At 62.5% G+C, this 22,485-nt stretch carries 21 protein-coding genes and 1 pseudogene; 12 read left to right on the top strand and 10 right to left on the bottom strand.

All coding sequences use genetic code 11. The features are described from left to right. Positions 1-62: 62 nt before the first annotated feature. Positions 63-1,088 carry a LacI family DNA-binding transcriptional regulator gene (locus tag ACZ2GY_RS14680; protein WP_471672260.1) on the bottom strand — a complete coding sequence of 342 codons (1,026 nt, stop codon included), beginning with the start codon at positions 1,086-1,088 and terminating at the stop codon, positions 63-65. Between the two features lie 219 nt (positions 1,089-1,307). On the opposite strand from ACZ2GY_RS14680, the gene ACZ2GY_RS14675 reads away from it, so the two are divergent. From ACZ2GY_RS14675 to ACZ2GY_RS14660, 4 genes are read left to right on the top strand one after another with little or no spacing between them, the layout of a single operon-like run. After that, the gene (locus tag ACZ2GY_RS14675; protein WP_471672259.1) at positions 1,308-2,681 is read left to right on the top strand and encodes an ABC transporter substrate-binding protein; all 1,374 of its coding nucleotides are present in this window, start codon (positions 1,308-1,310) and stop codon (positions 2,679-2,681) included. Beyond that, positions 2,678-3,625 carry a carbohydrate ABC transporter permease gene (locus tag ACZ2GY_RS14670; protein ID WP_471672258.1) on the top strand — a complete coding sequence of 316 codons (948 nt, stop codon included), beginning with the start codon at positions 2,678-2,680 and terminating at the stop codon, positions 3,623-3,625. Before ACZ2GY_RS14675 ends, ACZ2GY_RS14670 begins: the two co-directional genes overlap by 4 nt. A 4-nt stretch (positions 3,626-3,629) precedes the next feature. Beyond that, positions 3,630-4,454 carry a carbohydrate ABC transporter permease gene (locus tag ACZ2GY_RS14665; RefSeq protein ID WP_471672257.1) on the top strand — a complete coding sequence of 275 codons (825 nt, stop codon included), beginning with the start codon at positions 3,630-3,632 and terminating at the stop codon, positions 4,452-4,454. A gap of 59 nt (positions 4,455-4,513) precedes the next feature. Then, positions 4,514-6,154, top strand: a complete 1,641-nt coding sequence (locus ACZ2GY_RS14660; RefSeq protein WP_471672256.1) for a glycoside hydrolase family 13 protein — start codon at positions 4,514-4,516, stop codon at positions 6,152-6,154. 443 nt (positions 6,155-6,597) lie between these two features. Here the strand turns inward: ACZ2GY_RS14660 and ACZ2GY_RS14655 are convergent, their stop codons facing one another. Both ACZ2GY_RS14655 and ACZ2GY_RS14650 read right to left on the bottom strand, forming a co-directional pair. Then, a complete protein-coding gene (locus tag ACZ2GY_RS14655; RefSeq protein ID WP_471672255.1) occupies positions 6,598-8,055 on the bottom strand; it encodes an MFS transporter in 1,458 nt (485 codons plus the stop codon). A gap of 32 nt (positions 8,056-8,087) precedes the next feature. Continuing rightward, positions 8,088-8,963 carry a TPM domain-containing protein gene (locus ACZ2GY_RS14650; RefSeq protein WP_471672254.1) on the bottom strand — a complete coding sequence of 292 codons (876 nt, stop codon included), beginning with the start codon at positions 8,961-8,963 and terminating at the stop codon, positions 8,088-8,090. Positions 8,964-9,121: 158 nt separating this feature from the next. Here ACZ2GY_RS14650 and ACZ2GY_RS14645 point away from each other — a divergent pair, with 158 nt between their 5' ends. From ACZ2GY_RS14645 to ACZ2GY_RS14635, 3 genes are all read left to right on the top strand, one after another. After that, positions 9,122-10,120, top strand: a complete 999-nt coding sequence (locus ACZ2GY_RS14645) for an acetamidase/formamidase family protein (protein WP_277359489.1) — start codon at positions 9,122-9,124, stop codon at positions 10,118-10,120. Between the two features lie 20 nt (positions 10,121-10,140). Next, entirely contained in the window at positions 10,141-10,932 is a 792-nt protein-coding gene (locus ACZ2GY_RS14640) for an SDR family NAD(P)-dependent oxidoreductase (protein ID WP_471672253.1), read from the top strand. A 180-nt stretch (positions 10,933-11,112) separates the two neighbouring features. After that, complete coding sequence (locus ACZ2GY_RS14635; RefSeq protein WP_277359491.1) at positions 11,113-11,298, top strand: PspC domain-containing protein; 186 nt, start codon at positions 11,113-11,115, stop codon at positions 11,296-11,298. A 21-nt stretch (positions 11,299-11,319) separates the two neighbouring features. Here ACZ2GY_RS14635 and ACZ2GY_RS14630 read toward each other — a convergent pair whose 3' ends face one another. Beyond that, complete coding sequence (locus tag ACZ2GY_RS14630; RefSeq protein WP_471672252.1) at positions 11,320-11,763, bottom strand: hypothetical protein; 444 nt, start codon at positions 11,761-11,763, stop codon at positions 11,320-11,322. A gap of 137 nt (positions 11,764-11,900) precedes the next feature. Continuing rightward, positions 11,901-13,592 (bottom strand): DUF885 domain-containing protein, encoded by a 1,692-nt coding sequence (locus tag ACZ2GY_RS14625; RefSeq protein ID WP_471672251.1) that lies wholly within the window; start codon positions 13,590-13,592, stop codon positions 11,901-11,903. A gap of 103 nt (positions 13,593-13,695) precedes the next feature. Between ACZ2GY_RS14625 and ACZ2GY_RS14620 the strand changes: the two genes are divergently transcribed. Then, on the top strand, positions 13,696-15,723 hold the full coding sequence (locus ACZ2GY_RS14620; RefSeq protein WP_471672250.1) for a CocE/NonD family hydrolase: 2,028 nt from the start codon (positions 13,696-13,698) through the stop codon (positions 15,721-15,723). 38 nt (positions 15,724-15,761) lie between these two features. Next, positions 15,762-16,412 carry a TetR/AcrR family transcriptional regulator gene (locus ACZ2GY_RS14615; protein WP_471672249.1) on the top strand — a complete coding sequence of 217 codons (651 nt, stop codon included), beginning with the start codon at positions 15,762-15,764 and terminating at the stop codon, positions 16,410-16,412. Between the two features lie 37 nt (positions 16,413-16,449). Here ACZ2GY_RS14615 and ACZ2GY_RS14610 read toward each other — a convergent pair whose 3' ends face one another. From ACZ2GY_RS14610 to ACZ2GY_RS14595, 4 genes are read right to left on the bottom strand one after another with little or no spacing between them, the layout of a single operon-like run. After that, positions 16,450-17,817, bottom strand: a complete 1,368-nt coding sequence (locus ACZ2GY_RS14610) for an aldehyde dehydrogenase family protein (RefSeq protein WP_471672248.1) — start codon at positions 17,815-17,817, stop codon at positions 16,450-16,452. Beyond that, complete coding sequence (locus ACZ2GY_RS14605) at positions 17,814-18,665, bottom strand: SDR family NAD(P)-dependent oxidoreductase (RefSeq protein WP_471672247.1); 852 nt, start codon at positions 18,663-18,665, stop codon at positions 17,814-17,816. The genes ACZ2GY_RS14610 and ACZ2GY_RS14605 overlap by 4 nt, the downstream gene beginning before the upstream one ends. 51 nt (positions 18,666-18,716) lie before the next feature. Continuing rightward, positions 18,717-18,977 carry a Txe/YoeB family addiction module toxin gene (locus ACZ2GY_RS14600; protein ID WP_471672246.1) on the bottom strand — a complete coding sequence of 87 codons (261 nt, stop codon included), beginning with the start codon at positions 18,975-18,977 and terminating at the stop codon, positions 18,717-18,719. Beyond that, entirely contained in the window at positions 18,974-19,225 is a 252-nt protein-coding gene (locus ACZ2GY_RS14595; RefSeq protein WP_277359499.1) for a type II toxin-antitoxin system Phd/YefM family antitoxin, read from the bottom strand. The genes ACZ2GY_RS14600 and ACZ2GY_RS14595 overlap by 4 nt, the downstream gene beginning before the upstream one ends. Positions 19,226-19,358: 133 nt before the next feature. Here ACZ2GY_RS14595 and ACZ2GY_RS14590 point away from each other — a divergent pair, with 133 nt between their 5' ends. Then, positions 19,359-20,150, top strand: a complete 792-nt coding sequence (locus ACZ2GY_RS14590) for a hypothetical protein (RefSeq protein WP_471672245.1) — start codon at positions 19,359-19,361, stop codon at positions 20,148-20,150. Further along, on the top strand, positions 20,150-20,581 hold the full coding sequence (locus ACZ2GY_RS14585) for a helix-turn-helix domain-containing protein (RefSeq protein WP_471672244.1): 432 nt from the start codon (positions 20,150-20,152) through the stop codon (positions 20,579-20,581). The genes ACZ2GY_RS14590 and ACZ2GY_RS14585 overlap by 1 nt, the downstream gene beginning before the upstream one ends. On the opposite strand, the gene ACZ2GY_RS14580 is transcribed toward ACZ2GY_RS14585, so the two are convergent. Next, complete coding sequence (locus tag ACZ2GY_RS14580) at positions 20,578-21,285, bottom strand: glycoside hydrolase family 43 protein (protein ID WP_471672243.1); 708 nt, start codon at positions 21,283-21,285, stop codon at positions 20,578-20,580. The genes ACZ2GY_RS14585 and ACZ2GY_RS14580 overlap by 4 nt on opposite strands. A 33-nt stretch (positions 21,286-21,318) precedes the next feature. On the opposite strand from ACZ2GY_RS14580, the pseudogene ACZ2GY_RS14575 reads away from it, so the two are divergent. Then, positions 21,319-22,466: pseudogene (locus ACZ2GY_RS14575) on the top strand (IS3 family transposase). Positions 22,467-22,485: the final 19 nt, after the last annotated feature.

Here is a 22,485-nt window from a genome sequence, read left to right as displayed (position 1 = left end):
CAGATTCTTCGAAGCGATCTTTCCGGTTGAGCGTGGGACAGCACAGTCGGGGACGTAAGTGCCTAGGGTCGCTGACGTGGAGGTGCCGTTGTGCTCCGGATGATCAGTTCTGTCGGCACGATGATGGCTGGATCAAATTCTTCCTGCCGTAGCGCGGCGAGTACGGACCGACCCGCGATTGCGCCTTGTTCTCGCACGCTTTGGTGCACTGTGGTGAGGTCGGCTAGTGCGCCCGCCGGGTGATCATCAATTCCGATGACTGAAATGTCCTCCGGTATACGTAGGCCCGCCCTTCGGATTGTGCGTATTGCGCCGAGGGCCACCTCGTCCGAATGCGCGTATACAGCGGTGGGGGGATTCTTCAGGCTGAGCAGGGCACCCATCGCTTTTGCGCCTTCTTCCCCTCCCCAGTCGACGGTCCTCACCAGATTGTCGTCTGGAACTATTCCCGCTTCCTTCAGTGCCGAGTAGTAGCCTGCGGAACGCTGGTTGTTTTTTGGCCATCCCGGCGCCAGAGGGGTTTCGGCCGCGATCATGGCGATTTGCCTATGGCCTAGGAATAGGAGGTGATCCATCGCCTGCCGCCCGGCAATGTGGTCGTCGATGCAGACGAACGGGTAGGAGGCGCTCTGGCCGCCGGCGGCGACGATTGCCACGCCCATCAGTTCCAGGCGCTTGCGTTCCTGTTCATCCACGGGAAAAGCTAACACCACCACGGCGTCAACTTTGCGTCTTGCTGGTAGTCGCTCAAAAAAATGCTGGCGGTGGTTGAGCGTGTCGATGTTGTACAGAAGCAGGTCGAGGTCCGCACTGCGCAGCACCTCTTCCAAACCTGCGAGCATCTCCCCGAAAAACCAGCGTGAGATATGCGGAACGACCACCGCAACCCGCCCAGTACTCCCCCCCGCCAGGCGAGAAGCTTCCGGGGAGACGACATAAGAAAGTTCTTCAGCGACGGCTAGCACACGCGTGCGCGTAGCCGCAGAAACGCCGTATGCGTTGTTCAGTGCCCGTGAGGCTGTGGACAGCGACACGCCAGCGCGGCCGGCTATATCAACGAGGTTTACCTTCTCCGAAACGTTGTGCACGATCCGATCCTACCTGTTTACTCCCATTCTCATCCCAATATTCGGAAGCGTTATCGAACGCGCATCTCTTGGGTTCTCGGCTTTTGACCTGCTTTCAAAGCATGTGGATGTGAGGGCTTGACGTAACGCAGGTCACTCACCGATAGTAGTTATCGGAAGCGTTTCCGAAAAGGATTCAGCACCGTACTCTCTTATCCAATATTGCTCCGGAGGAACCCAATGTCGCGTCGCCGCCCATCTTCGCTCGTCACCACCGTCCGCCTTGCACGTCCGAAGGTCCTGTCCCTGTCTGTGCTGACCGGCACGCTCGTGCTCACCGGCTGTTCCGGGCCAGGGTCCGAGATTGATTCTGCGGGCACGGCACCCACTGATGTCAGCACCGATGTTGCTGGCAGCGAAGTCACTTTGAGAATGTTCGACGGGGCAGGTCTGACCGCGCTCGATGAGGCTCAGATCGCCGCCTTCGAGGAACAGAATCCCAACATCACCATCGAACTGACCACGGAGCCTGACGAGGTTATGAGCACCACGCTCCCCCGGGTTCTTGCTTCAGAAGACCCCGCGTGCATTCACCGGGTGGGAACGCTGGAAAGCCACGTTGAGGACTCATTGCTGACCAGCCTCGAACCATACGCGGAGGCCTATGGGTGGAGTGAGATTCCTGCCTCTCAGCTAGTTCAGTACAGGGTAAACGAAGACGGTGTACGAGGTGACGGTGACTTGTATGCCATGCCGTCGGGATTCGTGCTTGAGAGCTGGTACGTCAACAGGTCCATGGCGGCCGACCTCGGCATGAACGAACCCCCTGCCACGCTCGAAGAACTCGAGACGGTGCTCGCCGCAGCAAAGGAAGCCGGCCAGACCCCCATCATGGTCAACAACGCCGACGGCGGTCTGGGACACGTCTACCAGTTCCTGCTGAACTACTACATGGGTGCCGAAGCCACCAATGAGTGGATCTTCCGTACACCCGGAGCCACCATTGACTCGCCGGAGGGAATTCAGGCGGCCCAGACTCTCACCGAATGGATTGATGCGGGATACTTCAACGAGGACGCAAACGCTGTCGACGGGCAGCAGGCCCTTGGGCGGTTCATGGCGGGGGAATCGGTGTTCCTTCCCTCCGGGAACTGGAACGCCGGCCCGATCCAGCAGAATATGGCAGATAACGCCGGATTCTTCCTTGCTCCTCCTGTGGAGGCAGGCGCAGCGCACGTCGCCCAGTCGAATGCTGCGTCACCGTTCGGAATTCCGGCCAACTGCGAAAACAAGAACGAAGCAGCCGCCTACCTGAACTTCCTCCGCAGCGACGAAGCCCGACAAGCAGCCCTCGACAACGGTTATCTGCCCCTCGGTGAAGCCAGCGAAGCTTCCGCCCAGCCATCAACTGAAGGTGTTTTCGCGGATGTGCAGGCCGCCTTCACACAACTCGCAGAAGATGACGGTGTGGTCGATTTCGTGCAAAATGCCACCCCCGGATTGCAGAGCAACGCGTGGACACCGGAGGGGCAGCGACTGTTCGCCGGTGAAATCACGGCGGAGGAGTTCGTCAGCAATATCCAGGCCGTGTATGAGGAAGAAATCGGACGATGACCTCCACCAACACAGCTGTGACGTCCGGGGCCGGAGCACGCCTTCCGCGGTCTAAGAAGCGACGGGCAGGCTCTCGCCGGGCGCAGGGTGCCCGCTGGGTAGGATGGTGGTTCGCGGTTCCAGCCCTGGTCATGTATGCGGCTTTCGTCATCCGACCCGTTGCCAGTTCCGTCCAGATTTCCTTCTACGACTGGGATGGCTTCGGGCCGTCCACGTGGGTCGGACTGGATAATTACCGCCGCGTCTTCACGGACCCCGAACTGCTCGCAACCATTGGTAACGCTTTCTTCCTGATCATCTTCTTCACGGTCGTGCCGGTCGTTATGGGCTTGATCATCGCGGCCCTCATGCGGGAGATCAAAGGGAGGGTTTTCGGTGCAACCGCCCGGACGCTGCTCTTCCTGCCTCAGATCATTCCCGGTGCCGCAGCGGCCATCGCTTGGACATGGATGTATTCCCGCGACGGTGTCGTGAACCAGTTTCTGTCCTCAATAGGGCTTGAGAGCTTCACCCGCGCCTGGCTGGGTGACTTCGACTGGGCTCTGCCCGCCGTGGGATTCATCGGCACGTGGCTCTCAACCGGGCTCTGCACTCTCCTGCTTATGGCAGGAATCGGGAAAATCGATGCCAGCCTGTACGAAGCGGCCCGGCTGGACGGTGCAAACTTCCTGCAGCAAACGCGCTCGGTCACACTCCCAGGGCTGAAGCAGGAACTTGGGGTTTGCGTGACGATCACGATTATCGCCGCCCTCGCAGCGTTCGACGTCGTGTTCCTGTCCACCCAGGGCGGTCCCGGCCGGTCAACGATGGTTCCTGGCGTGGAAATCTATCGGCTTGGTTTCGTCGAAAACCAACTCGGGCTGGCCAGCGCACTCGCTGTCGTGCTGGCGATTCTGGTTCTACTCGTCGTTGGGCCACTCCAGCGCGTCTTCAAGGAGCGTTGAGGAAATGCAAACCACAACCCGTCAGCAACTGCCCGGCATTGTCCTGATGATCGCCGCGATGTTGTTCTCAGTCATTCCTCTGCTCAGCATGTTTTCCGCCGCGCTGCAGCCGCAAGGCACCGTACCGGCGGGCATCTCCTGGCCCGCCGACCCGCAATGGCATAACTTCGTCGACGCTTGGAATGCCGCGAACATCACGACCCTGCTCGGATCAAGCAGTTTGATTGTATTGGGAGTCGTGCCCGCACTCGTAATCATCTCCACGATGGCCGCGTATGCCATCACGATACTGAACATCCCGCTCGGCCGGATCCTTTTCCTCCTGCTGCTGGCCGGCCTTACCCTTCCATTCGAACTCACAATCATCCCGCTTTACCATCAAATACAGGACATGGGCCTCCTGAATAACCGGGTGGGCTTGATCCTCCCGCTGATCGCGCTGAACCTTCCGTTCGCAGTGTTCTGGATGCGGGCGCACTTCCTGACGGTTCCGCAGGAACTCAGTGAGGCCGCTGGTGTGGATGGAGCAGGCAGTTGGAATGCGTTCAGGCACATCCACGTTCCGCTGGCCGGGCCCGCGTTGGCATCGCTGGCGCTCCTGACTTTCCTTTCCACATGGAACCAGTTCCTTCTCACCATCGTGCTGATCCAGGACGCTGAGAAGCGGACGATGGCCGGGGCCTTGCAAGCTTTCGTCGGCCAATACAGCACCGACGTCGTGTTGTTGAACGCCGGAGCACTGCTGATCATGGGACCGGTCATCGTTGTTTTCCTCCTGCTCCAGCGACACTTCGTCAAGGCCCTGCTTCAGGGTGCCACCAAAGGTTGAGCTTCACGCTGGCCCGCGCCACTTCACCGATATTTACCCGCAAACTCTTCGAAGGATCCATGAAACAGCCGCAACCTGACACCGCCAACTGGTGGAAGAACGCAGTCATTTACCAGGTGTACCCCCGCAGCTTCGCCGATTCGAACGCTGACGGCATCGGCGATCTTGCCGGTGTCACCAGTCGCCTGGAATACCTGGCCGACCTCGGCATCGACGCGATCTGGCTCAGCCCGTTCTATCCGTCTCCGCTTGCTGATGGCGGCTACGACATATCGAACTACCGCGACGTCGACCCACGCCTCGGCACACTGGAAGACTTCGATCGGCTGATCCAGAAAGCACATGCACTGGGAATCAGAATCATCGTGGATATCGTGCCCAACCACACCTCCGAACAGCACCCCTGGTTCCAGCAAGCCCTCGACACCGGACCCGGATCGCCCGAGCGTGACCGGTACATCTTCCGTGACGGCACGGGCGCCAATGGTGACGAACCACCCGCGGACTGGCAATCACACTTCGGAGGCAGCGCCTGGGAACGCACCGACGATGGGCAGTGGTACTGCCACCTTTTCGCGAAAGAGCAGCCCGACCTGAACTGGGGCAATCAAGAAGTAAAACAATACTTTCTCGACACGCTGCGTTTCTGGTCGGACCGCGGAGTCGACGGATTCAGAGTCGATGTGGCGCACTCTCTGGCCAAGGATCTATCTGAACCCCTTCGGAGCCAGCCCTACCTCGATACCCGCATCCCCGAAGACGGCACCGACCCCCTCTACGACCGCGACGAGGTTCACGCCATATACGAGACCTGGAGGGAAGTCTTCAACGAGTATGACCCGTCCCGGATGGCCGTCGCTGAAACCTGGCATCCAACGAGCAAAAGGACATACCTCTACGCCCGCCCAACAGAACTGGGCCAGGTCTTCGACTTCTCTCTGCTCAAAGCCTCATGGGGAGCCGCGGAATTCCGGGCAGTCATACAACGATCCATCGATGACCACCACGGCGTCGGCGGTGGCCTGACCTGGGTACTTTCGAATCATGACGTTCCCCGCCACGCCTCAAGGTACGCTCTTCCTGCCGACGTCCATCCGGATCAGTGGCTGATCAGCAACGGAACCAGTCCTATCGTTGATCAGAACCTTGGACTGCGGCGGGCACGTGCAGCGACGCTCATGATGCTTGCGCTGCCCGGATCCGCTTACCTATATCAAGGGGAAGAGCTCGGGCTTCCAGAGGTCCCCGATCTTCCCGAACATGTTTTGCAGGACCCGGTATGGTTTCGAACGGGCCACAAGCTCAAGGGCCGCGACGGATGTCGGGTCCCGCTACCGTGGACAATCGCCGGACCATCCTGCGGGTTCGGAGCCGGATCACCATGGTTGCCGCAACCCGCGGAGTTCGGGAAGTACTCCGTTGAAGCCCAGCAGGGCGTCGACGGGTCAACACTGGAAATGTACCGGGAAGCTCTACGACGACGCCGGGAAATTCCAGCCCTCGCTTCAGCGGACTTCGCCTGGATCGAGGATCTGCCCACTGGGATCATCGGATTCAATCGCGGCAACGGCTTTCGATGTCTCATGAATACCCAAGCAGAATTCCACCCCCTGCCTTCAGAAGCGCAGGTGCTGTCTGCAAGCACCCCGGTCACTTCGAAGGGCATGTCGGCAGACTCTACCGTCTGGCTTTCCGTTTAGTCAGTCTCGGCTGTCAGCCAGTCGTCCGTACTCACGTCGTCCCAAAGTGGCGCAGGTCCTTCTTCAGCGCGTAATAAAGTTCCCTGGCCACAAAGCATTGGAGGCAGCGAATCGCGCCTGCTGGGGATTGTCCCCTGCGCATTGCGGTCGCGATGGATCTTGGATCTGGGTCGTAGTGGAGCCGGCAGGTAGTTACGAGGTAGTTGGCTCGATTGGCTCTGCGGTATCGACCCCGGCGGAGACTCATGCGATTTGCTTTGCCGGAGGCTGAGTGCCCCGTTCCTGTCTAGTCGCATCCCGTCCGGCTCGGTAGCCCGGAGGTCAGTGGGAGAGAAGACGAGCAGACACGTCCCCTCGTAGACCAGCAGGAACCGGAAGGCGTCAGCCGTCATGCAGCTGGTGAGTCAAGAACCCCTCCACGGCAACCTGCGCTCCATCATTTCTCAAGACGCCGCGGGTGTCTGTGCCGCCGGCGTCTCGGCGGCTGCCTGCGCGTAGGATGCCGAGACGCGGCGATAGACCGGAGTCAGGAAAGCCAGCAGCGCGGCGGCGATGATGACGATCCCGGCGATCAGGAACACCAGCGCGATTCCGCGTGAGGTGCCCTCTCCCAGCAGTGGTGCCAGTTGCGCAGCGCCCTCCGTAGAACGGGCGTAGGGGATGATCCAGATTTCGGCGATGGGCGCGATGAGGAACGCAGTGATCGGGGCCGCCCCCGCCTCGAATGCCATGGCGAGCCCGAAGACGCGCCCCTGACGCGGCAGCGGCACCACCCGTTGGATGACCGTCTGCTCGGCGGCTTCAATGAACGGGATGAGCACCAGATAGAGCCAGATGCCGGCGATGTAGAGCCAAGCCCACTCGCGGATGGTGAAGACCGCGCCGATGATTCCCATGATGACGACGGCGATGAGCATGGTTCGCAGCGGATTGGAACCAAGCCCGAACTTGCCGATCAGGGCGCCGCCGACGAGGAACCCGGTCGAACCGAGTGCAAAGTACACTCCCCACAGCTCCACGGGAAACAGTTCCAGGCCGTACGGGTCCATCAACGCCATATAGACGCCGCCCACAAAGTTGTTGAACGTGGAGAACAGGATCAGCGCGAACAAACCGGTGATCGCCAGAACGGCGGCCCAGGAGCCGCGCAGGTCAAAGCTCCCATGGGCATCCGTGGCGGCGGCGCGCACTTCCTCGGGCATGCTCAGGGTGAGCAGATGCGCGAAGGCGAGCGCCGTCAGAACCAGCGCGACGACGATCGTCCAGCCCATCCCGAGCAGCCCGACTGACAGGCCGGAGAGCACGGAGGTGATGATGAACATCAACCCCTGCACCATTCCCACCAGCCCATTGGCGTTGGCGCGGCGGTCCGGCTCAATGAGAATGGTGACCGTGGTGGACAGGGCGATGTTGCGCAGATTCTCCACAACCGCGCCGATCAGGATGATCAGCGTGAAGACCCAGAACCAGGGCTGCGTCAGATCCAGCAGGCTGGACCCGGGCGTGTAGAGGAACATGACGCCGGCCAGCAGGAACATGCCCAGGGTGAAAGCTCCGGCGAACCGCATCACCGAGAGCTTGCGGTAGCGGTCCACAAACGTGCCGAAGCTGATGCTCGAGAGCGCGATCAACAGCATGTAGGCACCGCCGATCACCCCGGTGGCGATCACGTTTCGCGTCTCCAGGTAGGCCCAGAATGTCAGGGCAAACCAGAGGTAACTTGTGGTGATGTTCGCAACGCCGGTGTTGAGGAGGATGCCCCAAAACGTACGGGACCGTTCCTCCGGACTGCGTAGCGAGGTGTCGACGGCGTCGCTGTCCGTGACATCGTGGCTGTCCGTCGCGTCGTCGTTCTGGGTAACCGCAGCGGCCCGTTCCGGGGCCGGATCCTGCCCGGTCATGCGCCCCAGTTTACTCGCAGCGACTGACTCGGCTAGTAGCTTCCGGAGGCTCCGCCGCCGGTGAAGCCGCCGCCGCCGTTGAAGGACGATCCTGAGGTCGTCCCGCTGCTGCCGCCCGAGTAGAGCGCAGGGCTGGCGATGTAAAGGGGAAGCCACATGGCGGGGTTCGTGACGGCGTCGTCCTTGCGGTAGTTGTACCGGTACTTGCGGTACGCCTCGCGCTGCTCGTCGGTGAGGCGCAGGTCCGGATCGCTCTCCTCCGCCGCGCGGATTTCCTCGTCAGCAAGACGACGACGACGGCGACTGTCCCGCACGATGACAGCCACCACAATGCCGAAAAAGGCCACCATAGCGCCGACGATTGAGGCTGGCAGAACCCAGGCGAAGGGATCGCTGGGCGGCTCCTGCCCGTCTGCGTACAGGTAGATCTGCTCGACGGCCTCGGTGAGGCCCTGCGCGTACTCCTCGTCGGCGAAGGCAGGTTCGAGGACATCCTCGACCACGTCTTCCGCCTCGTCGTCGGAGAACTGTTCCCGTACGCCGTCGGCTGTTTCGACGCGGAGTTCCCGTTCTGCGGTGTCGGCGACAATGAGCACTCCGTTGTTGGCGCCGTCGTCTCCTACTTCCCACTCGGTGGCGACAGTGCGCGCATAGTCCCCGATGGGCCCGCTGGCGTTCTCGACGGTCAGGACGGCGACCCGCGCGGCGTCGGTGCTGCGGTTTCGATCCTCGATCAGCGCGTTGAGCTCCTGCTCCTGCTGGTCGGTGAGCACCTCGGCGGCGTCCAGGACGTTGCCCTGGGTTGGCGGTGCCGGCGCTGTTGCGGGTTCGCTGCCGCAGCCGGTCAGCACAAGCAATAGCGTTGCTGCCGCCGCTGCGCCAATACCTTGTGTTCGAGTGCCCCTCACGAATTCCCCCTGTTGCATGTTCCACCTGTGCACTGGATGCGTTCCATGGTCTCAACACATCGAGTTCGCATTCGACCGTCAAAGGGATGATTTCCACCGCTTCCGCCCAGTTCCGCCAAACCCTTGTAGGTCCGAGGGCCCCGACATAGCATCCAGTCATGGAGATCGTCGAGTATAGGCCGTCGCGTGACCAGCTCGTCTATACCTTCGGCGGTGCTCCCCCTGTCATGACGGTGAAGCCGGGAACGGTCCTCAAGCTCTGGTCGGAGGACGCCTTCAACCACGCACTCACCTCTGTCGAGGATCTGTCCAGCGAGAAGGTGGACCTGCGCTTCGTCAATCCGCAGACCGGGCCCTTCTATGTTCAGGGCGCTGAACCGGGAGACACACTCGTCCTCCACATCGTCGACCTGACGCCGGCCAGGACCTGGGGTGCTTCCGCCACCATCCCGTTCTTCGGAGGCCTGACCAGCACCGACCGCACCGCCCTCCTGCAGGATCCATTGCCCGACACCACCTGGATCTACCACGTCGACTCCCAGCGCAATACGGTCGGGTTCGAATCCCGGTTCGGCGATTTCCAGGTTCAATTGCCGTTGGAGCCGATGCTCGGCACGGTTGGCGTTGCCCCGCCCGGAGGAGAAGTGCGTTCCTCCCTGGTCCCCGAGCGGTTCGGCGGGAACATGGATTCGCCGGAGGTCAAGGCGGGCTCAACCATCTACCTCGGAGTAAACGTCGAGGGCGCGCTCTTCTCGATCGGCGACGGCCACTACCGGCAGGGTGAGGGCGAGGCGTGCGGCACCGCCGTCGAGGGCGCCATGGACTCCACGATCATCGTGGAGCTGATCAAGGGCGGGGCCCCGGCCTGGCCGCGCATCGAGACGGATAGCCACTGGATGGCAGTCGGCTCGTCCCGTCCGATGGAGGATTCCTGGCGGATCGGCCAGCTCGAGATGGTGCGCTGGTTCGTCGAACTCTTCGGGCTGCACGCCATGGACGCCTATCAGCTCCTCACCCAGACGGCGCAGGCACCGATCGCCAACGCCGTGGACGCCAACTACAGCGTGGTTGTGAAGGCTGCCAAGTCGCTGTTCCCGACAGCCAGCGCCTACGACGGCGTCCACACCGACCTGCGGAACCGTAGCGCCGGAATCTAGGCACCGAGGAAGGACTACAGATGGATCTGCAGCTCAACGGGCTGACCGCCCTTGTGACCGGAGGAACGAAGGGAATCGGCCGCGCGATTGTGGAGACGTTCGCGGCGGAGGGGGCCAATGTCGCGTTCTGCGCCAGGACCGCTGCCGACGTCGAAGCCACCCGGGACGCGGTGGGCAGGGATCTTGGGGGCGGCTTAGGCGCTGGGTCTGGCTTGGACACTGTGGTGGGCACCGCCGTCGACGTCCGTGATGGCGGCGCAGTGGCGCGCTGGGTGAGCGATACGGCGACCAGGTTCGGAGGCATCGACATGGTGGTCAGCAATGTCAGCGCACTGGCGATCCCCGATACCGAGGAAAACTGGGAAGCCTCCCTCAACGTCGATCTCATGGGCACCGTCCGGCTGGTCAAGGCAGCGCTGCCGCACCTTGAGCAGAGCAAGTCGCCGTCAATTACCGCCATCTCGAGCGTCTCCGGCAGGGAGGTGGATTTCGCCTCAGGACCTTATGGCACAGTGAAGTCGGCGATCATCGCGTACATGGCCGGCCTTGCCTTCCAGCTTGCCGAACAGGGCATCCGCGCCAACACAGTCTCACCCGGGAACACCTATCATCCCGGCGGTGTCTGGGAGCAGATCGAGCAGGGCAACCCCGAACTGTTCAGCATGGCGATGGGCCTGAACCCCACCCACCGGATGGGCACGCCGCAGGAGATCGCGGACACGGTGGTGTTCATCGCCAGCCCGAAGTCGAGCCGGACCACGGGCGCCAACGTGCTTGTGGACGGTGGACTGAGCCGCGGGATCCAGTTCTAGGGCGCTTGGACCGTTGGGTGCCGGGCCGGATTCCCCAACTCTTGCCGGGAAAGCTGCGTTTCATCCGCGTGTTGAACGGCGACACGCGGGATGGGAGCTAGTAGTTGGGGAATCCGGTCCGCTACACCGGGCAACGCCCCAGGGTTTCCTCCGGACCATGAGCGGCGTAGAGTCGCCCGCATGGCTGGCACACTGACACGTCCCCGTAACGGCAAACTCATCGCAGGAGTCTGCGCGGCTCTCGCATCCGGTTTCGGTCTGCCCAAGTGGTTGGTCCGGCTCGGATTCATTATCTTTGGGCTGGTGGGCATCGGCGAGCTGGTCTACATCATTCTGTGGATTGTGCTGCCCAAGTCCGACCGCTGATTACGGTTGCCGCTTAGCGGTTCACACTTGAGAGGCACGCTGGCCGCTGTCGGTTGCGCGCATGGCCGTGGCATCCAATTTGGCTGCGCGCCAGAGGTTGATCGCCAGCAGGATGGTCACCGGCGTCCAGATGGCGCGCTCTACCCGTGAAGGCGAGGCCGCGTTCAGTATGGTTCCCACCGCCATTAGGGCACTCGTGCCGTACATGAACCGGGAGCGGATCGATGTAGGTGCCAGGCGTGTTCCCGCGACGCCTGCCAGTCCCGTATAGATCGCAGCAGCGACGGCGCTGCTGATGCGGAGATTTTGCGGCAGGAGGCCCGAATGGGCACCTCCGTATGCTGCTCTGCCCCACGGCGCGCCCGCAGCCAAGAGTGTCTGGAAGCAGCCGACAACCACCAGCAGAGCCGCTGCGAGTTTGCCTGGTCGGCTGGCGGGACGATGTTCTACTTTGCTGCGGATCATGGGAGTTCCTTACGTAGTGGCAAGCACATCCGGTTATTCAGAGTGCGACTGGCGCAAGTGGGATGGTTGAGGCATCCGCCCCCTTGATGGGCAGATACAGCACCATTATGGCTGGATCTTCCGCTGGTAGATCACCGCTAGAACCCAGGAAGTAAGGCCCGGCGCAGGGTATCCAGCCCCACCGATCCCAGGTTCAGTGCTTCGGTGTGGAACGCTTTCAGGTTGAAGGCCTCGCCGTCGGTCCGCTCGCGGGTGGCGCGGATCTCCTCCCACAGCCGCTGACCGACTTTGTACGAGGAAGCCTGGCCCGGCCACCCGAGGTAGCGGGTGAACTCGAACTCGAGGGCACCCTCGGAAATATCGAGGTGCCGGGTGAGGAACTCGTATCCTTTCTCCGGCGTCCAGGTTCCGCTGCCCCACTGCTCGGGGACTTCCAGCTCGAGGTGCACCCCAATATCGAAGACCACCCGTGCCGCGCGCATCCGCTGCATGTCCAGCATCCCCATCTGGTCACCAGGATCAGTGAGGTAGCCCAGCTCCAGCATCAGCCGTTCGGCATAGAGCGCCCAGCCTTCACCGTGGCCGGAGACCCAGCAGGCGTGGCGGCGCCAGTTGTTCAGCAATTCCTTCTGGTAGGTCGCCGTTCCGTACTGCAGATGATGCCCCGGCACCCCCTCGTGGTACACGGTGCTGGTTTCAGCCCAGGTGGTGAACTCGTCTTCACCGGGCGGGATGGACCACCACATGCGCCCCGGGCGGCTGAAGTCGTCCGAGGGCACCGAGTAATAGATCACGCCCTCCTGAGTGGGCGCGATCATGCACTCAAGACAGTTCATGGGTGCCGGAATATCGAAGTGCACTCCGGCGAGGTCTGACAAAGCCTGGTCCGCTGTGGCTTGCATCCAGTCCCTGAGGGCAGCGGAGCCCTTGAGCTGGCGGGAGGGATCCGCGTTCAGGATCGCTTTGGCCTCTTCAATGCTGGCGCCGGGCTTGATCCGGCCGGCCACCTCCACCTGTTCGGCAATCAGCCGGTCCAGCTCAGCCACTGCCCACGCGTAGGTTTCGTCGAGGTCGACGGCGGTGCCCAGGAAGCGCCGTGAGCACAGCTCGTAGTAGGCGCGCCCGACGGCGTCCTTTCCGGGCGCTGCCGGTAGCAGTTCGGTTTCGAGGAAGTTCGCGAAGCCCGCATAGGCTGCTGCGGCGCCTGATGCGCCCCGTTCGAGCCGGCTGCGGGTCCCGGTGTCGAGTTCGTTGCCGTTGACCTGCGCCCCGGCTGCCAGGGACACGAAGTAACCGTTGTCCTTGGCGTGCTCACGCGCTTGCCAGACGACAGCACGGACCTGCCGGGCAGCTGCGACGTGCCCTTCATTGCGGCTTGCACGCAGCGAGGCGATGTAGCCTTCCAACGCGCTGCTGACGTTCGCGAGTCTTCCGGCAATGTTCTCCCAATCGTCAGCCGATTCCGTGGGCATCAGGTCAAAGACGTTCCGGATCAGCTGGGAAGGGCACTCGATGTTGTTCAGCTCGGTGATGCCTGTGGCGAGGAATTCCAGTTCCAGCCACAACCGCTCACGCATCGTGTCCAGGGTGACCATATCGACGTCGTCAACTGGGTTGGAACCATCCAGCTTGGCAAGTGTTTCCTGGATGGCTTGGGCGTAGTCCTGTTGGCCGGCGGGGGAGTAGTCGAAGAACCCGCTCCCGTAGCCGGGGATTCCGAGGGAAGTAGCCAGCTCCGGCTTGAACTCCAGCAGCCTCAGGAAGAAGGCGTCCGCGACGTCGTCAATAGCGGTCCGGGCGCGGCGAACGGGGGCCAGGGCATCGGTCATGAGCCCACAGTAGCCGAGTTCCAGCACTTATTTGTACAGTACGATAATTAGATTGTTTCAGCTATCAACTGTGCTCCTTGTAGGCGTTCCAGGAAAGGTTCCCTTGCAGATCCGAACAGTTTTCCCCCATAGCGTCGCTGTTATGGAGGACGTCCTGATCCCGCTCAGCGACGGCACCCGGCTGGCGGCCACTGTCTGGTTGCCGGAGGACGCCATCAGTAATCCGGTTCCCGCTCTATTGGAGTACCTGCCGTATCGCCGCGGCGACTGGACAGCGCCGCGCGATGCCCAGCGCCACCCCTGGTACGCCGGTCATGGGTACGCTTCCGTCCGTGTGGACATCCGCGGGTGCGGTGACTCCGAGGGCATCATGCTTGATGAGTACCACCCGCAGGAACAAGCCGACGGCGTGGAGGTTATCGAGTGGCTGGCGGCGCAGCCCTGGTGCACGGGCAAGGTGGGAATGTTCGGTATCTCGTGGGGCGGCTTCAACAGTCTGCAGATCGCCGCCGAACAACCCGAGGCACTCAAAGCCGTTGTCACCGTCTGCTCCACTGATGACCGCTATGCCGATGATGTTCACTACTTCGGCGGCGCCATGCTGGGGATCGACATGCTCTCCTGGGCCGGAACCATGCTGGCCTTCCAGTGCCGGCCACCGGCACCCTGGCGGGTGGACGACCAGTGGGAAAGCATGTGGAAGGAACGGCTGGAGGGTCTTCAGCCGTTCGCGGAAACCTGGATGGGCCATCAAGAGCGTGACGAGTACTGGCGTCGCGGATCTGTTTGCGAGGACTATTCCAGGGTCACGGCTGCTGTCATGGCTGTCGGAGGCTGGGCAGATCCCTACCGGAGCGCTGTGCTGCGCCTGGTTGCGGGCTCGGACGGGCCGGTGCAGGGCCTGATCGGCCCGTGGTCCCACCAATACCCCGACATCGCACGGACCCCCGGCCCCAACATCGGCTTCCTCCAGGAGACCCTGCGCTGGTGGGACTACTGGCTCAAGGGGATCGATACCGGCATCATGGCCGAGCCCGCGCTGCGAGCACTCCACCAGGATTCCGTACGTCCGGCCACCCACTACCCGGTGCGTACCGGTACCTGGGTGGGGCTTGAGTCCTGGCCGTCAAAAAGCGTGGACACGGCAACATTCAACCTGGCCGGTGACCTGCGCAGCACTGCGACCAATGCCGCGCAGCTGGCCGTTGTGGCTACTCCGCAGCACACCGGCATTGACGCCGCGCGGTGGTTTCCCTACGGGAACCTTTCGGACCTGCCTCCGGATCAGCGGTCCGAGGACGGGCGTTCCGTCGTGTTCGAAACCCACGAGCTGACGGAAAACCTGAACATTTTTGGTTTCCCCAGGTTGCGCCTGCGCGTGAGCAGTACCGCGCGGCGGAGCAATCTGTTCGCGAGATTGTGCGATGTGGCACCGGATGGTTCCAGCACCCTGATCACCCGGGGAGCAATCAACCTGTGCAAACGCAACGGAATGGACCACGCGGAGGACGTCGTTCCGGGCGAGTTCGTAGAGGCCGAGATTGAACTGCGGGCAATCTCGTGGCAACTGCCGGCAGGGCACAAGCTGCGGCTGGCGCTCTCGAACACCTACTGGCCGTGGATCTGGCCGCATGGGGAGCAGGGCGCCCTGACTATCGATGCTTCAGGCTCCGAACTGAGCCTGGACGTACTGGATCCGGCGGTCATCGCTGCAGGTGGAGTCTCCTTCGAGGAGGCCGAACAGTCAGCACCTCTGGACATCAAGCCCGGACCGGTTCTTGAACCGCGTCCGGAACGTGAAGTCCGTTATGAGCCCGCGACGGGCTCCTGGACACTGACCGTGGATCCGAACTTCGGCGGCAACCGGATCTACCCCGACGGGCTGCACTACGGGGAGGAAGCAGTGGAGATCTACCGGATCGAGGAAGCCGATCCACTGTCAGCCTCTGCCGAATCACGATGGAAGATCAGCATGAAGCGCGAGGATTGGTCCGTTCGGATTGAGACCAGCGCTACGGTGACCGCAACTGCGGAACACTATGTGCTGCGCCATTCGGTCACCACCTATAAGGGTGACGAAGTGTTTTTCGAGAGAACTTTCGACAAGCAGATCGCGCGGACGTCCGCGTAACTTCGGACGTCCGCGTGGCAAGGAAGCGAGCACGAGTGATGGCACTGAGCACGCAGGAACCTGCCGGCCGGCCACGGGCCAAGACAGTCGGTGAACGTCAGCGCCACCCCACCGAGGTGAGGCGGCAGCTGGTGATCGATGCCGCCCGTGACGTGATCGCTGACAAGGGCCTGTTCAACGTGGGAATCCGGGATATCTCCCAGGCATGCGGCGTTTCTCCCGGCACCATCACCTATCACTTCAAGGGCCTTGACGAGGTGTTGATGGAGGTGGTCAAGGCCGAGACGGCAAGCTTTTACCTCCCGCTGCGGGAGGCCGCACAAGGCTCGGAGGATCCGGGCAGGGAACTGCTGTTCTTCCTTGACGGGCTGTTCGGATCCGATGAGGAGACACGGCGCCACTGGCTCATCTGGCTGGACTTCTGGGCTGCGGCTGCCCGCGATGACAGCTACGGCAGCTGGATGAACGAGCACTATGACGCGTGGCGGACTGCACTGCAGGGAATTGCCGAGCGCGGGGTCGCCGAAGGCGCTTTCTCCTGCGAGGACCCCGCGGTTTTCGCAGCAACGACGGCAGCCATGGTGGATGGTCTCGTCGTCCAGTGCTATTCGCGCCGGACATCCATATCAGTGAACCGGGCACGGGAACTGCTGACCGCGTTCGTGAAGCGCGAGCTTCAGATCACGTGAAGCGGTGGAGCCGTCTCAGCAAGCCGGGACGGTTTCCTCAGAGCAGCCTGCGCAGCAGCTTCCGTTTGAGCGCACCGAACGGCGGGTAGGCGAGCCTGAGGGTATCCACCGCCGTCGGCTTGGAAAAGACCGGCTGCAGGTGGCTGAACGTGTCGAAGGACTGGCGGCCGTGGTAGCTGCCGGTCCCGCTCGCGCCCACACCGCCGAAGGGCAGCCCGGGCACCGCAAGTTGGATGGTGCAGACGTTGTGCGCGATGCCGCCGGCCTGCACCTGCTCAGTGAAAGCGTCGAGGTGCTCGTCCCGGTCGCTGAACAGGTAGGCGGCGAGCGGGTGGGGGCGCTCGCCGATGAAGCGGATTGCGTCGTCGAGGTCCTCCACTTCGAGGATGGGCAGCAGCGGACCGAAAATTTCCTCCTGCATGAGCGGGGAGGCGGGGTCGACGTCGCGCAGGATGGTCGGTTCTATGTACCGCTCGGACCGGTTGTGCTTTCCGCCGGCGACCACGGTCCCGTCGTCCAGGAGCGTCACCAACCGGTCAAAGTGGTGGTCGTTAATGATTCGCCCATAGTCACCGGAGGTCTGCGGATCGCTGCCGTAGAACTCCCGGACTGCCTCCGAAAGTGCCAGCGCCAGCGCGGGGGCGGCAGCCGGCGTCGTCAATATGTAGTCCGGTGCCACGCACGTCTGGGCGGCGTTCATGAACTTGCCGTAGGCAATGCGGCGGGCGGCGGCCTTGAGATCACCACAGACGACGACGGCGGGAGACTTCCCTCCCAGCTCCAGCGTCACCGGGGTGAGGTGCTCGGCGGCCGCTTTCATGACGATCTTGCCGACGCGCTCGCCGCCGGTGTAGAAGATGTGATCGAAGGGCTGGGCGAGGAGGTCGGTACTCACGTCCACGCCGCCTTCCACGACGGTCACGGCGGATCGGTCGAGGTACTGGGGAACGAGTTCGGCGAGCACGCTGGAGGTGGCCAGTGCCAGTTCGCTGGGTTTGAGGACCGCTGTGTTGCCGGCCGCGAGCGCACCGACCAGCGGAGCTAGGACCAGCTGCAGCGGGTAGTTCCACGGGCCGATGATGAGCAGGGTGCCCAGCGGCCGGGGTTGGGTCCAGGCCTTCGCCGGTTGCAGGCCGAGCGGCACGCTGACCTTCGCGGGCGCCATCCAGCGGTCAAGGTGCTTCAGTGCGTAGTCGGTCTCCGCCCGGACCACCGCCACCTCGGAGATGAAGGCCTCGGTGCGGCTCTTTCCCAGGTCCTTTTCGAGGGCGTCAGTGAGCGCGTCTTCGCTCTCGGTGAGCAGGCGCAGGAGGGCCTGCAGCTGTTCCTTGCGCCACTCAGCGAGGCGTGTGGCGCCCGTGTGGAAGTAGCGTTTGTGGTCTTGCAGGATTGCGGCGGCGCTCATCGGCTGTTGTCCTTTGTGGTTGCGGGCGTGGGCCGGCCGGTGAAGTGGTCCATTGAGCTGTAGACCTTGAACACACGGTCGGCGACGAAGTCCCAGGCTGGTTGCGGCAGGACGTTACGGAGGGTGCCGGCGAGCTGGACCGTCCACGGCAGCTGGACGCGGGCCTTTCCGGCCAGCGTTGCGCGCCAGGCTTGGTCCACCACGTAGTCCGGTTCCATGAGCGGGGTCAGCAGCGGTCCGCGGGCTCCTTCGAACATGCCGGTTTTGATGTAGCTGGGGATGAGTGTGGTGACGGCGATGGGGTGGTGAGTGGATTTCAGCTCGAGGCGAAGGGAGTCGCTCCAGCCGATGACCGCCCATTTCGACGCCGCGTACACGCTCATGCGGGGAACCGAGAGTGTGCCGGAAGCGGAGGCTACGTTGAGGATTCGCGCGGGTGTTCCGCGTTCCATCATTGCCGGCAGGAACGCACGGGTGACGTGCATTGGGCCGCCGGTGTTGATCTGGAGCGTGAGGTCAATGTCCGCGTGGTGGTCGTGGTCCCAGAAGTATTTGCCACGGACAATTCCGGCGTTGTTGATGAGGACATCCGGGGCGCCGAAGTCGTTCAGGACGGACTCCGCGGCTGTGGTGATCGACTCCACCGAGGCGACGTCGACCGCATGCGTATGAACCGCCGTCGTACTTGAGGCAAGGCCGGCCGCGACGTTCTGGAGGGCGGTTTCGTCAATATCCCACAGCACGACGGCGGCTGCCCCTTCGCGCACGGCGCGTTCGGCATAGAGCTTTCCCATGCCCATTCCGGCGCCGGTAATCAGGACGGTGCGTCCGCGGACGGTGAATGCCAAGGCGGGTTCCTCTCGCGTGGTGACCGGGGGCCAGCGTGCAGCGGTTGTGGATCAGTAGTGGTCGCGGGCCTGCAACACGACGATATACGTATCAGTCACGAGGTAGACCAGGCGATGTGCCTCATCGATTCGTCTGGACCAGGCTCCCGACAGGATGTGCTTGAGTGGCTCGGGTTTGCCAGTGCCGGTGAACGGGTCGCGCAAGACATCCTGAATCAGCAGATTGATTCGCTTCAGCGTCTTTCTGTCCTGGCCTTGCCAGTAGGTGTAGTCTTCCCGCCCGTCCCGGTCGAATGCGAGCTGTCGGCTCACGCGTCGTGGAGTTCGTGAGTCTCGAACTCCCCGCGTCGGGCACGTTCCAGGGAGGCGAGCAGCCGCTCAGCACCTTTCGTATGCCGCAACAGGTAAGCGGTTTCAGTGATCGCGTCGTAATCGTCTTTGGACATGATGACGGCGTTACCGTGCTTAGACACGACTTCGACCGGAGCGTGGTCCTCATTCACCTGCTGGATGAGTCCAAACAGGTTGCGACGAGCGTCTGTTGCGGTGATTGCGGACATTGGTGCTCCTTGCGAGTGGTACATGAAAGCGTACCACTTCTTCGAGGGGAATGAGGCGTGCACAACTTTTCCAGATGCACATAGCACCGACCGTCATCTCCTGACTAATTGTCATATTTGATAAGATGTTTGCATGGCTAATGACCATGCAAACCACTCGGGTGGCAATCCAAACGATGCTGGCCAGTCCCGCGAGCAGGACCACAGAGAGCCGTCCTTAGGTTTGTCTCCTGTGCGTGGCGACCTGCATCCCGATCTTCAGAAGGTCCTCGAGTCAGCAGCCAAGCTCCAGCAGCTTGTCCCCGATGCGGTGCTTGTTGGCGGCAGCGCCGCCGCCGTATACGCCGGACACCGTGCTTCCTACGACCACGATCATGTCCTCGCCGGGCTGCGCGAGAATTTCGACGTCGTCCTCGACGCGCTGGAGACCGACGAGGGCTGGGCGACTAACCGGGTCACCTACGGAAAGATCATCCTGGGGGAGCTTGGGGGCATCGAAACCGGTCTTCGGCAGCTGATCCGGATCCGCCCACTTGAAGTGACAGAGGTGCAGCTCGCGTCCGGCGCCTCGGTGAGGGTCCCTACCCGGGATGAAACCCTACGGATCAAAGCGTTCCTCATCACCCGCAGAAACCAGACAAGGGACTATCTGGACGTGGCGGCACTGGCCGAAACGGTGGGGGTTGAGCATGCAGCCGGGGTTCTCAACGGCATGGATGAGTACTACGCCGATCAGAACCGGGACGGTGCGGCAGTGAGGTCGCAGGTGGTTCGCCAGCTATCCGCGCCCTCACCCAAAGATTCCCGGACCACTAAGCAGCTTGGCTCCTACAAGGGTCTGGTGAGCCGGTGGCAGGACTGGGGCGCCACGGTGGAAACCTGCCAGATAGTCGCAGAACAGATGGTCCTTGGAGAGGAGGCGTGATGCTGAAGTTTCGCAATCTGAATATCGATCCCGAGGCACCCGTCGATCAGTGGGGGTTCGAGGGTCTGCTCGCAGCGGTCGAACGTGGCGACATCCGGGACTGGCACCGTATCGCTGAAGCCGTCATGGCGAGCCCTCGCGGGAAAGCGGCAGCAGAACTTAAAGAAGTATTGGCCGCAACGGAGAGTCCAGCCATGTCTGCGCTGTTTTCGCGCATCCTCCGGCATTCAGTGCGGGACGCCGAGGATGCCGAGCGCCAGGAGGTCACGCAGGACCTTGCCGCGTACTTGACGCGCAGCGGTCTGACTCGGGCGGAGTTCGCTCAGCAACTCGGCACGTCGCCTTCGAGGTTGTCCACCTATCTCACCGGGAAAGTGGTGCCGTCGGCAGTGATGATGGTCAGGGCCCGGAGGCTGGTTGAGCGCCGTTAGGCGCGCGGTCGCCCCGAGAGCCGCGCGTGTTCGTCTGGGGTGATCGCAAGAAGCGATCCGTGGCGCGCAAGCGGCGGCAGGACGGCGTCGTGCAGGTGCTTCCAATGGCGCAGCTCCGGGTCAGCGGCTTCGAACAGGTGATAGCCGCTGAGGCCGAATTCGTCGATCAGTAGTAGCGGAGCTGAGCCATTGGAAGGCAGGACGACGGCGGGACCCTCTCCCTGCCGGATGTCGCCTTTGCCGGCGGCCACTACCCAGGGTTCGAAGTCCGGGTCGAGCAGGCTGCGGCCGCGTTCGATGAAGACGAAGGCGTCCTCCTCGGGGTTGCCGGCCGGCCGGGAGGTTGCGGAGAAGCGATAGCACCAGTCGCCCACCTGCAGGAAGGTCACGTCGATGACTGACTTGCCCAGGTCCAGGTACAGCACGGGTGCGCTGAAGCTGGTGAAGTCGATTGTCTCGGTGACGAACATGCGCTGGTAATCACTTCCTTCCTTCCCGGTGCCCGGGAGCGAGGATGCGAAGAACACCAGCCAGGCGTTGCGCTCCTCGGACCAGAAGGCTTTCGGTGCCCAGGCGTTACCGGCGTCCTCGCGGGCGATGGGGATGAGCCGCGGGCCGGACCACGTGATGAGGTCATCGGACTCCCAGACAAGGATTTGGTTGGGTCCCTGGGTAGGAGTCCGGTGACTGTGTGAGTTTCGCATCCGATAATGGGTGCAGGAGGAAGTTCACAGATTATGGCACGTAGGCATACCCCGGATCAGGTCGTCGCGAAGGTCCGGCAGGGGCAGAAAATGCTCAATGACGGCAAGCCGATGATCGAGGTCATCAAGGAGCTGCAGGTCACCGAGGCAACCTGGTACCGGTGGCTGCAGCAGTACGGCTCCGAGCAGAACGCAGCCCAAACCAAAGCGGTCAAGGACTTGGAGAAGGAAAACGCCAGGCTGAAGCGGTTGCTGGCGGAGAAAGAACTGGCCATCGACATACTGAATGAGGTGGCTAAGGGAAAATTCTGAGCCCCGAACCTCGCCGGCGTGCAGTGCGCATGGCGGGGGAGAAATTCGGGGCGTCCGAGAGATTCGCGTGCAAGGTGCTGGGGCAGAATCGTTCCGCTTTGCGTAAGGCACGGCCGGTGGTCAGCTTCGAGGAAGCTCGGCTGCGTGCGGCGTTGCGGGCGGTGGCCGGGAAGCATCCGGCGTGGGGGTGGCGGAAGGCTCGTTGGCATCTGCTGGCCCAGCCGGAGTGGGCTGGCGTGGTGCTCAACGCTAAGCGGGTGCGCCGGCTCTGGCGGGCCGAGGGACTGACGTGCAAGCCGAAGGCGCGTAAGCGTCGCCGCACCGGGCCCGGCGCCGGGGAGCAGAAGCGGCTGAAGGCCGAATACCCGATGCATGTGATCAGCTTCGACTTCCAATCCGATGTGACCTCCTGCGGGAGGCATGTCCGGTTCTTCAACGTCATTGACGAGTACACCCGGACCGCCCTGGCCATCGTTCCGCGCAGGTCCTTCACCGCCACCGATGTAGTCGCGGTGCTGGAGGACATCATCGCCGAAACCGGCGTCACCCCAACCTATGTGCGCTCCGATAACGGACCGGAATTCACCGCCGCAGCGCTGGTCAACTGGTGCGCCACTGCCGGGGTAGATACTGCGTTCATTGACCCGGGATCGCCTTAGCAGAACGGGTTCGCCGAGTCATTCAACGCCCAATTCAGAAGGGAACAACTCACTGGGGAAATCATCGACACCATGGCCGAAGCGAAGTACTTGGCCGAGGAATGGAAGAACATCTACAATCATGAACGGCCCCACGGGTCCCTCGACGGCATGACGCCGAAACAGTACTGGGACATCTGGACGCAGAAAAATCAACTAGCTATCGCATAGCCACTGGACTGCTAACCGG

Source organism: Arthrobacter sp. KKT183 (assembly GCF_055657625.1).
Note: the sequence above shows the minus strand (reverse complement) of the source record. Positions and strands in the feature narration are given on the sequence as shown.

What these genes read in the sequence shown, in the direction of transcription:
- ACZ2GY_RS14630 (WP_471672252.1), bottom strand. Translation starts at nt 11,763, where the DNA reads ATGATCCGCAGCAAAGTAGAACATCGTCCCGCCAGCCGACCAGGCAAA.
- ACZ2GY_RS14665 (WP_471672257.1), top strand. Translation starts at nt 3,630, where the DNA reads ATGCAAACCACAACCCGTCAGCAACTGCCCGGCATTGTCCTGATGATC.
- ACZ2GY_RS14585 (WP_471672244.1), top strand. Translation starts at nt 20,150, where the DNA reads ATGCTGAAGTTTCGCAATCTGAATATCGATCCCGAGGCACCCGTCGAT.
- ACZ2GY_RS14635 (WP_277359491.1), top strand. Translation starts at nt 11,113, where the DNA reads ATGGCTGGCACACTGACACGTCCCCGTAACGGCAAACTCATCGCAGGA.
- ACZ2GY_RS14675 (WP_471672259.1), top strand. Translation starts at nt 1,308, where the DNA reads ATGTCGCGTCGCCGCCCATCTTCGCTCGTCACCACCGTCCGCCTTGCA.
- ACZ2GY_RS14595 (WP_277359499.1), bottom strand. Translation starts at nt 19,225, where the DNA reads ATGTCCGCAATCACCGCAACAGACGCTCGTCGCAACCTGTTTGGACTC.
- ACZ2GY_RS14615 (WP_471672249.1), top strand. Translation starts at nt 15,762, where the DNA reads ATGGCACTGAGCACGCAGGAACCTGCCGGCCGGCCACGGGCCAAGACA.
- ACZ2GY_RS14625 (WP_471672251.1), bottom strand. Translation starts at nt 13,592, where the DNA reads ATGACCGATGCCCTGGCCCCCGTTCGCCGCGCCCGGACCGCTATTGAC.
- ACZ2GY_RS14645 (WP_277359489.1), top strand. Translation starts at nt 9,122, where the DNA reads ATGGAGATCGTCGAGTATAGGCCGTCGCGTGACCAGCTCGTCTATACC.
- ACZ2GY_RS14610 (WP_471672248.1), bottom strand. Translation starts at nt 17,817, where the DNA reads ATGAGCGCCGCCGCAATCCTGCAAGACCACAAACGCTACTTCCACACG.
- ACZ2GY_RS14670 (WP_471672258.1), top strand. Translation starts at nt 2,678, where the DNA reads ATGACCTCCACCAACACAGCTGTGACGTCCGGGGCCGGAGCACGCCTT.
- ACZ2GY_RS14655 (WP_471672255.1), bottom strand. Translation starts at nt 8,055, where the DNA reads ATGACCGGGCAGGATCCGGCCCCGGAACGGGCCGCTGCGGTTACCCAG.
- ACZ2GY_RS14640 (WP_471672253.1), top strand. Translation starts at nt 10,141, where the DNA reads ATGGATCTGCAGCTCAACGGGCTGACCGCCCTTGTGACCGGAGGAACG.
- ACZ2GY_RS14590 (WP_471672245.1), top strand. Translation starts at nt 19,359, where the DNA reads ATGGCTAATGACCATGCAAACCACTCGGGTGGCAATCCAAACGATGCT.
- ACZ2GY_RS14660 (WP_471672256.1), top strand. Translation starts at nt 4,514, where the DNA reads ATGAAACAGCCGCAACCTGACACCGCCAACTGGTGGAAGAACGCAGTC.
- ACZ2GY_RS14580 (WP_471672243.1), bottom strand. Translation starts at nt 21,285, where the DNA reads ATGCGAAACTCACACAGTCACCGGACTCCTACCCAGGGACCCAACCAA.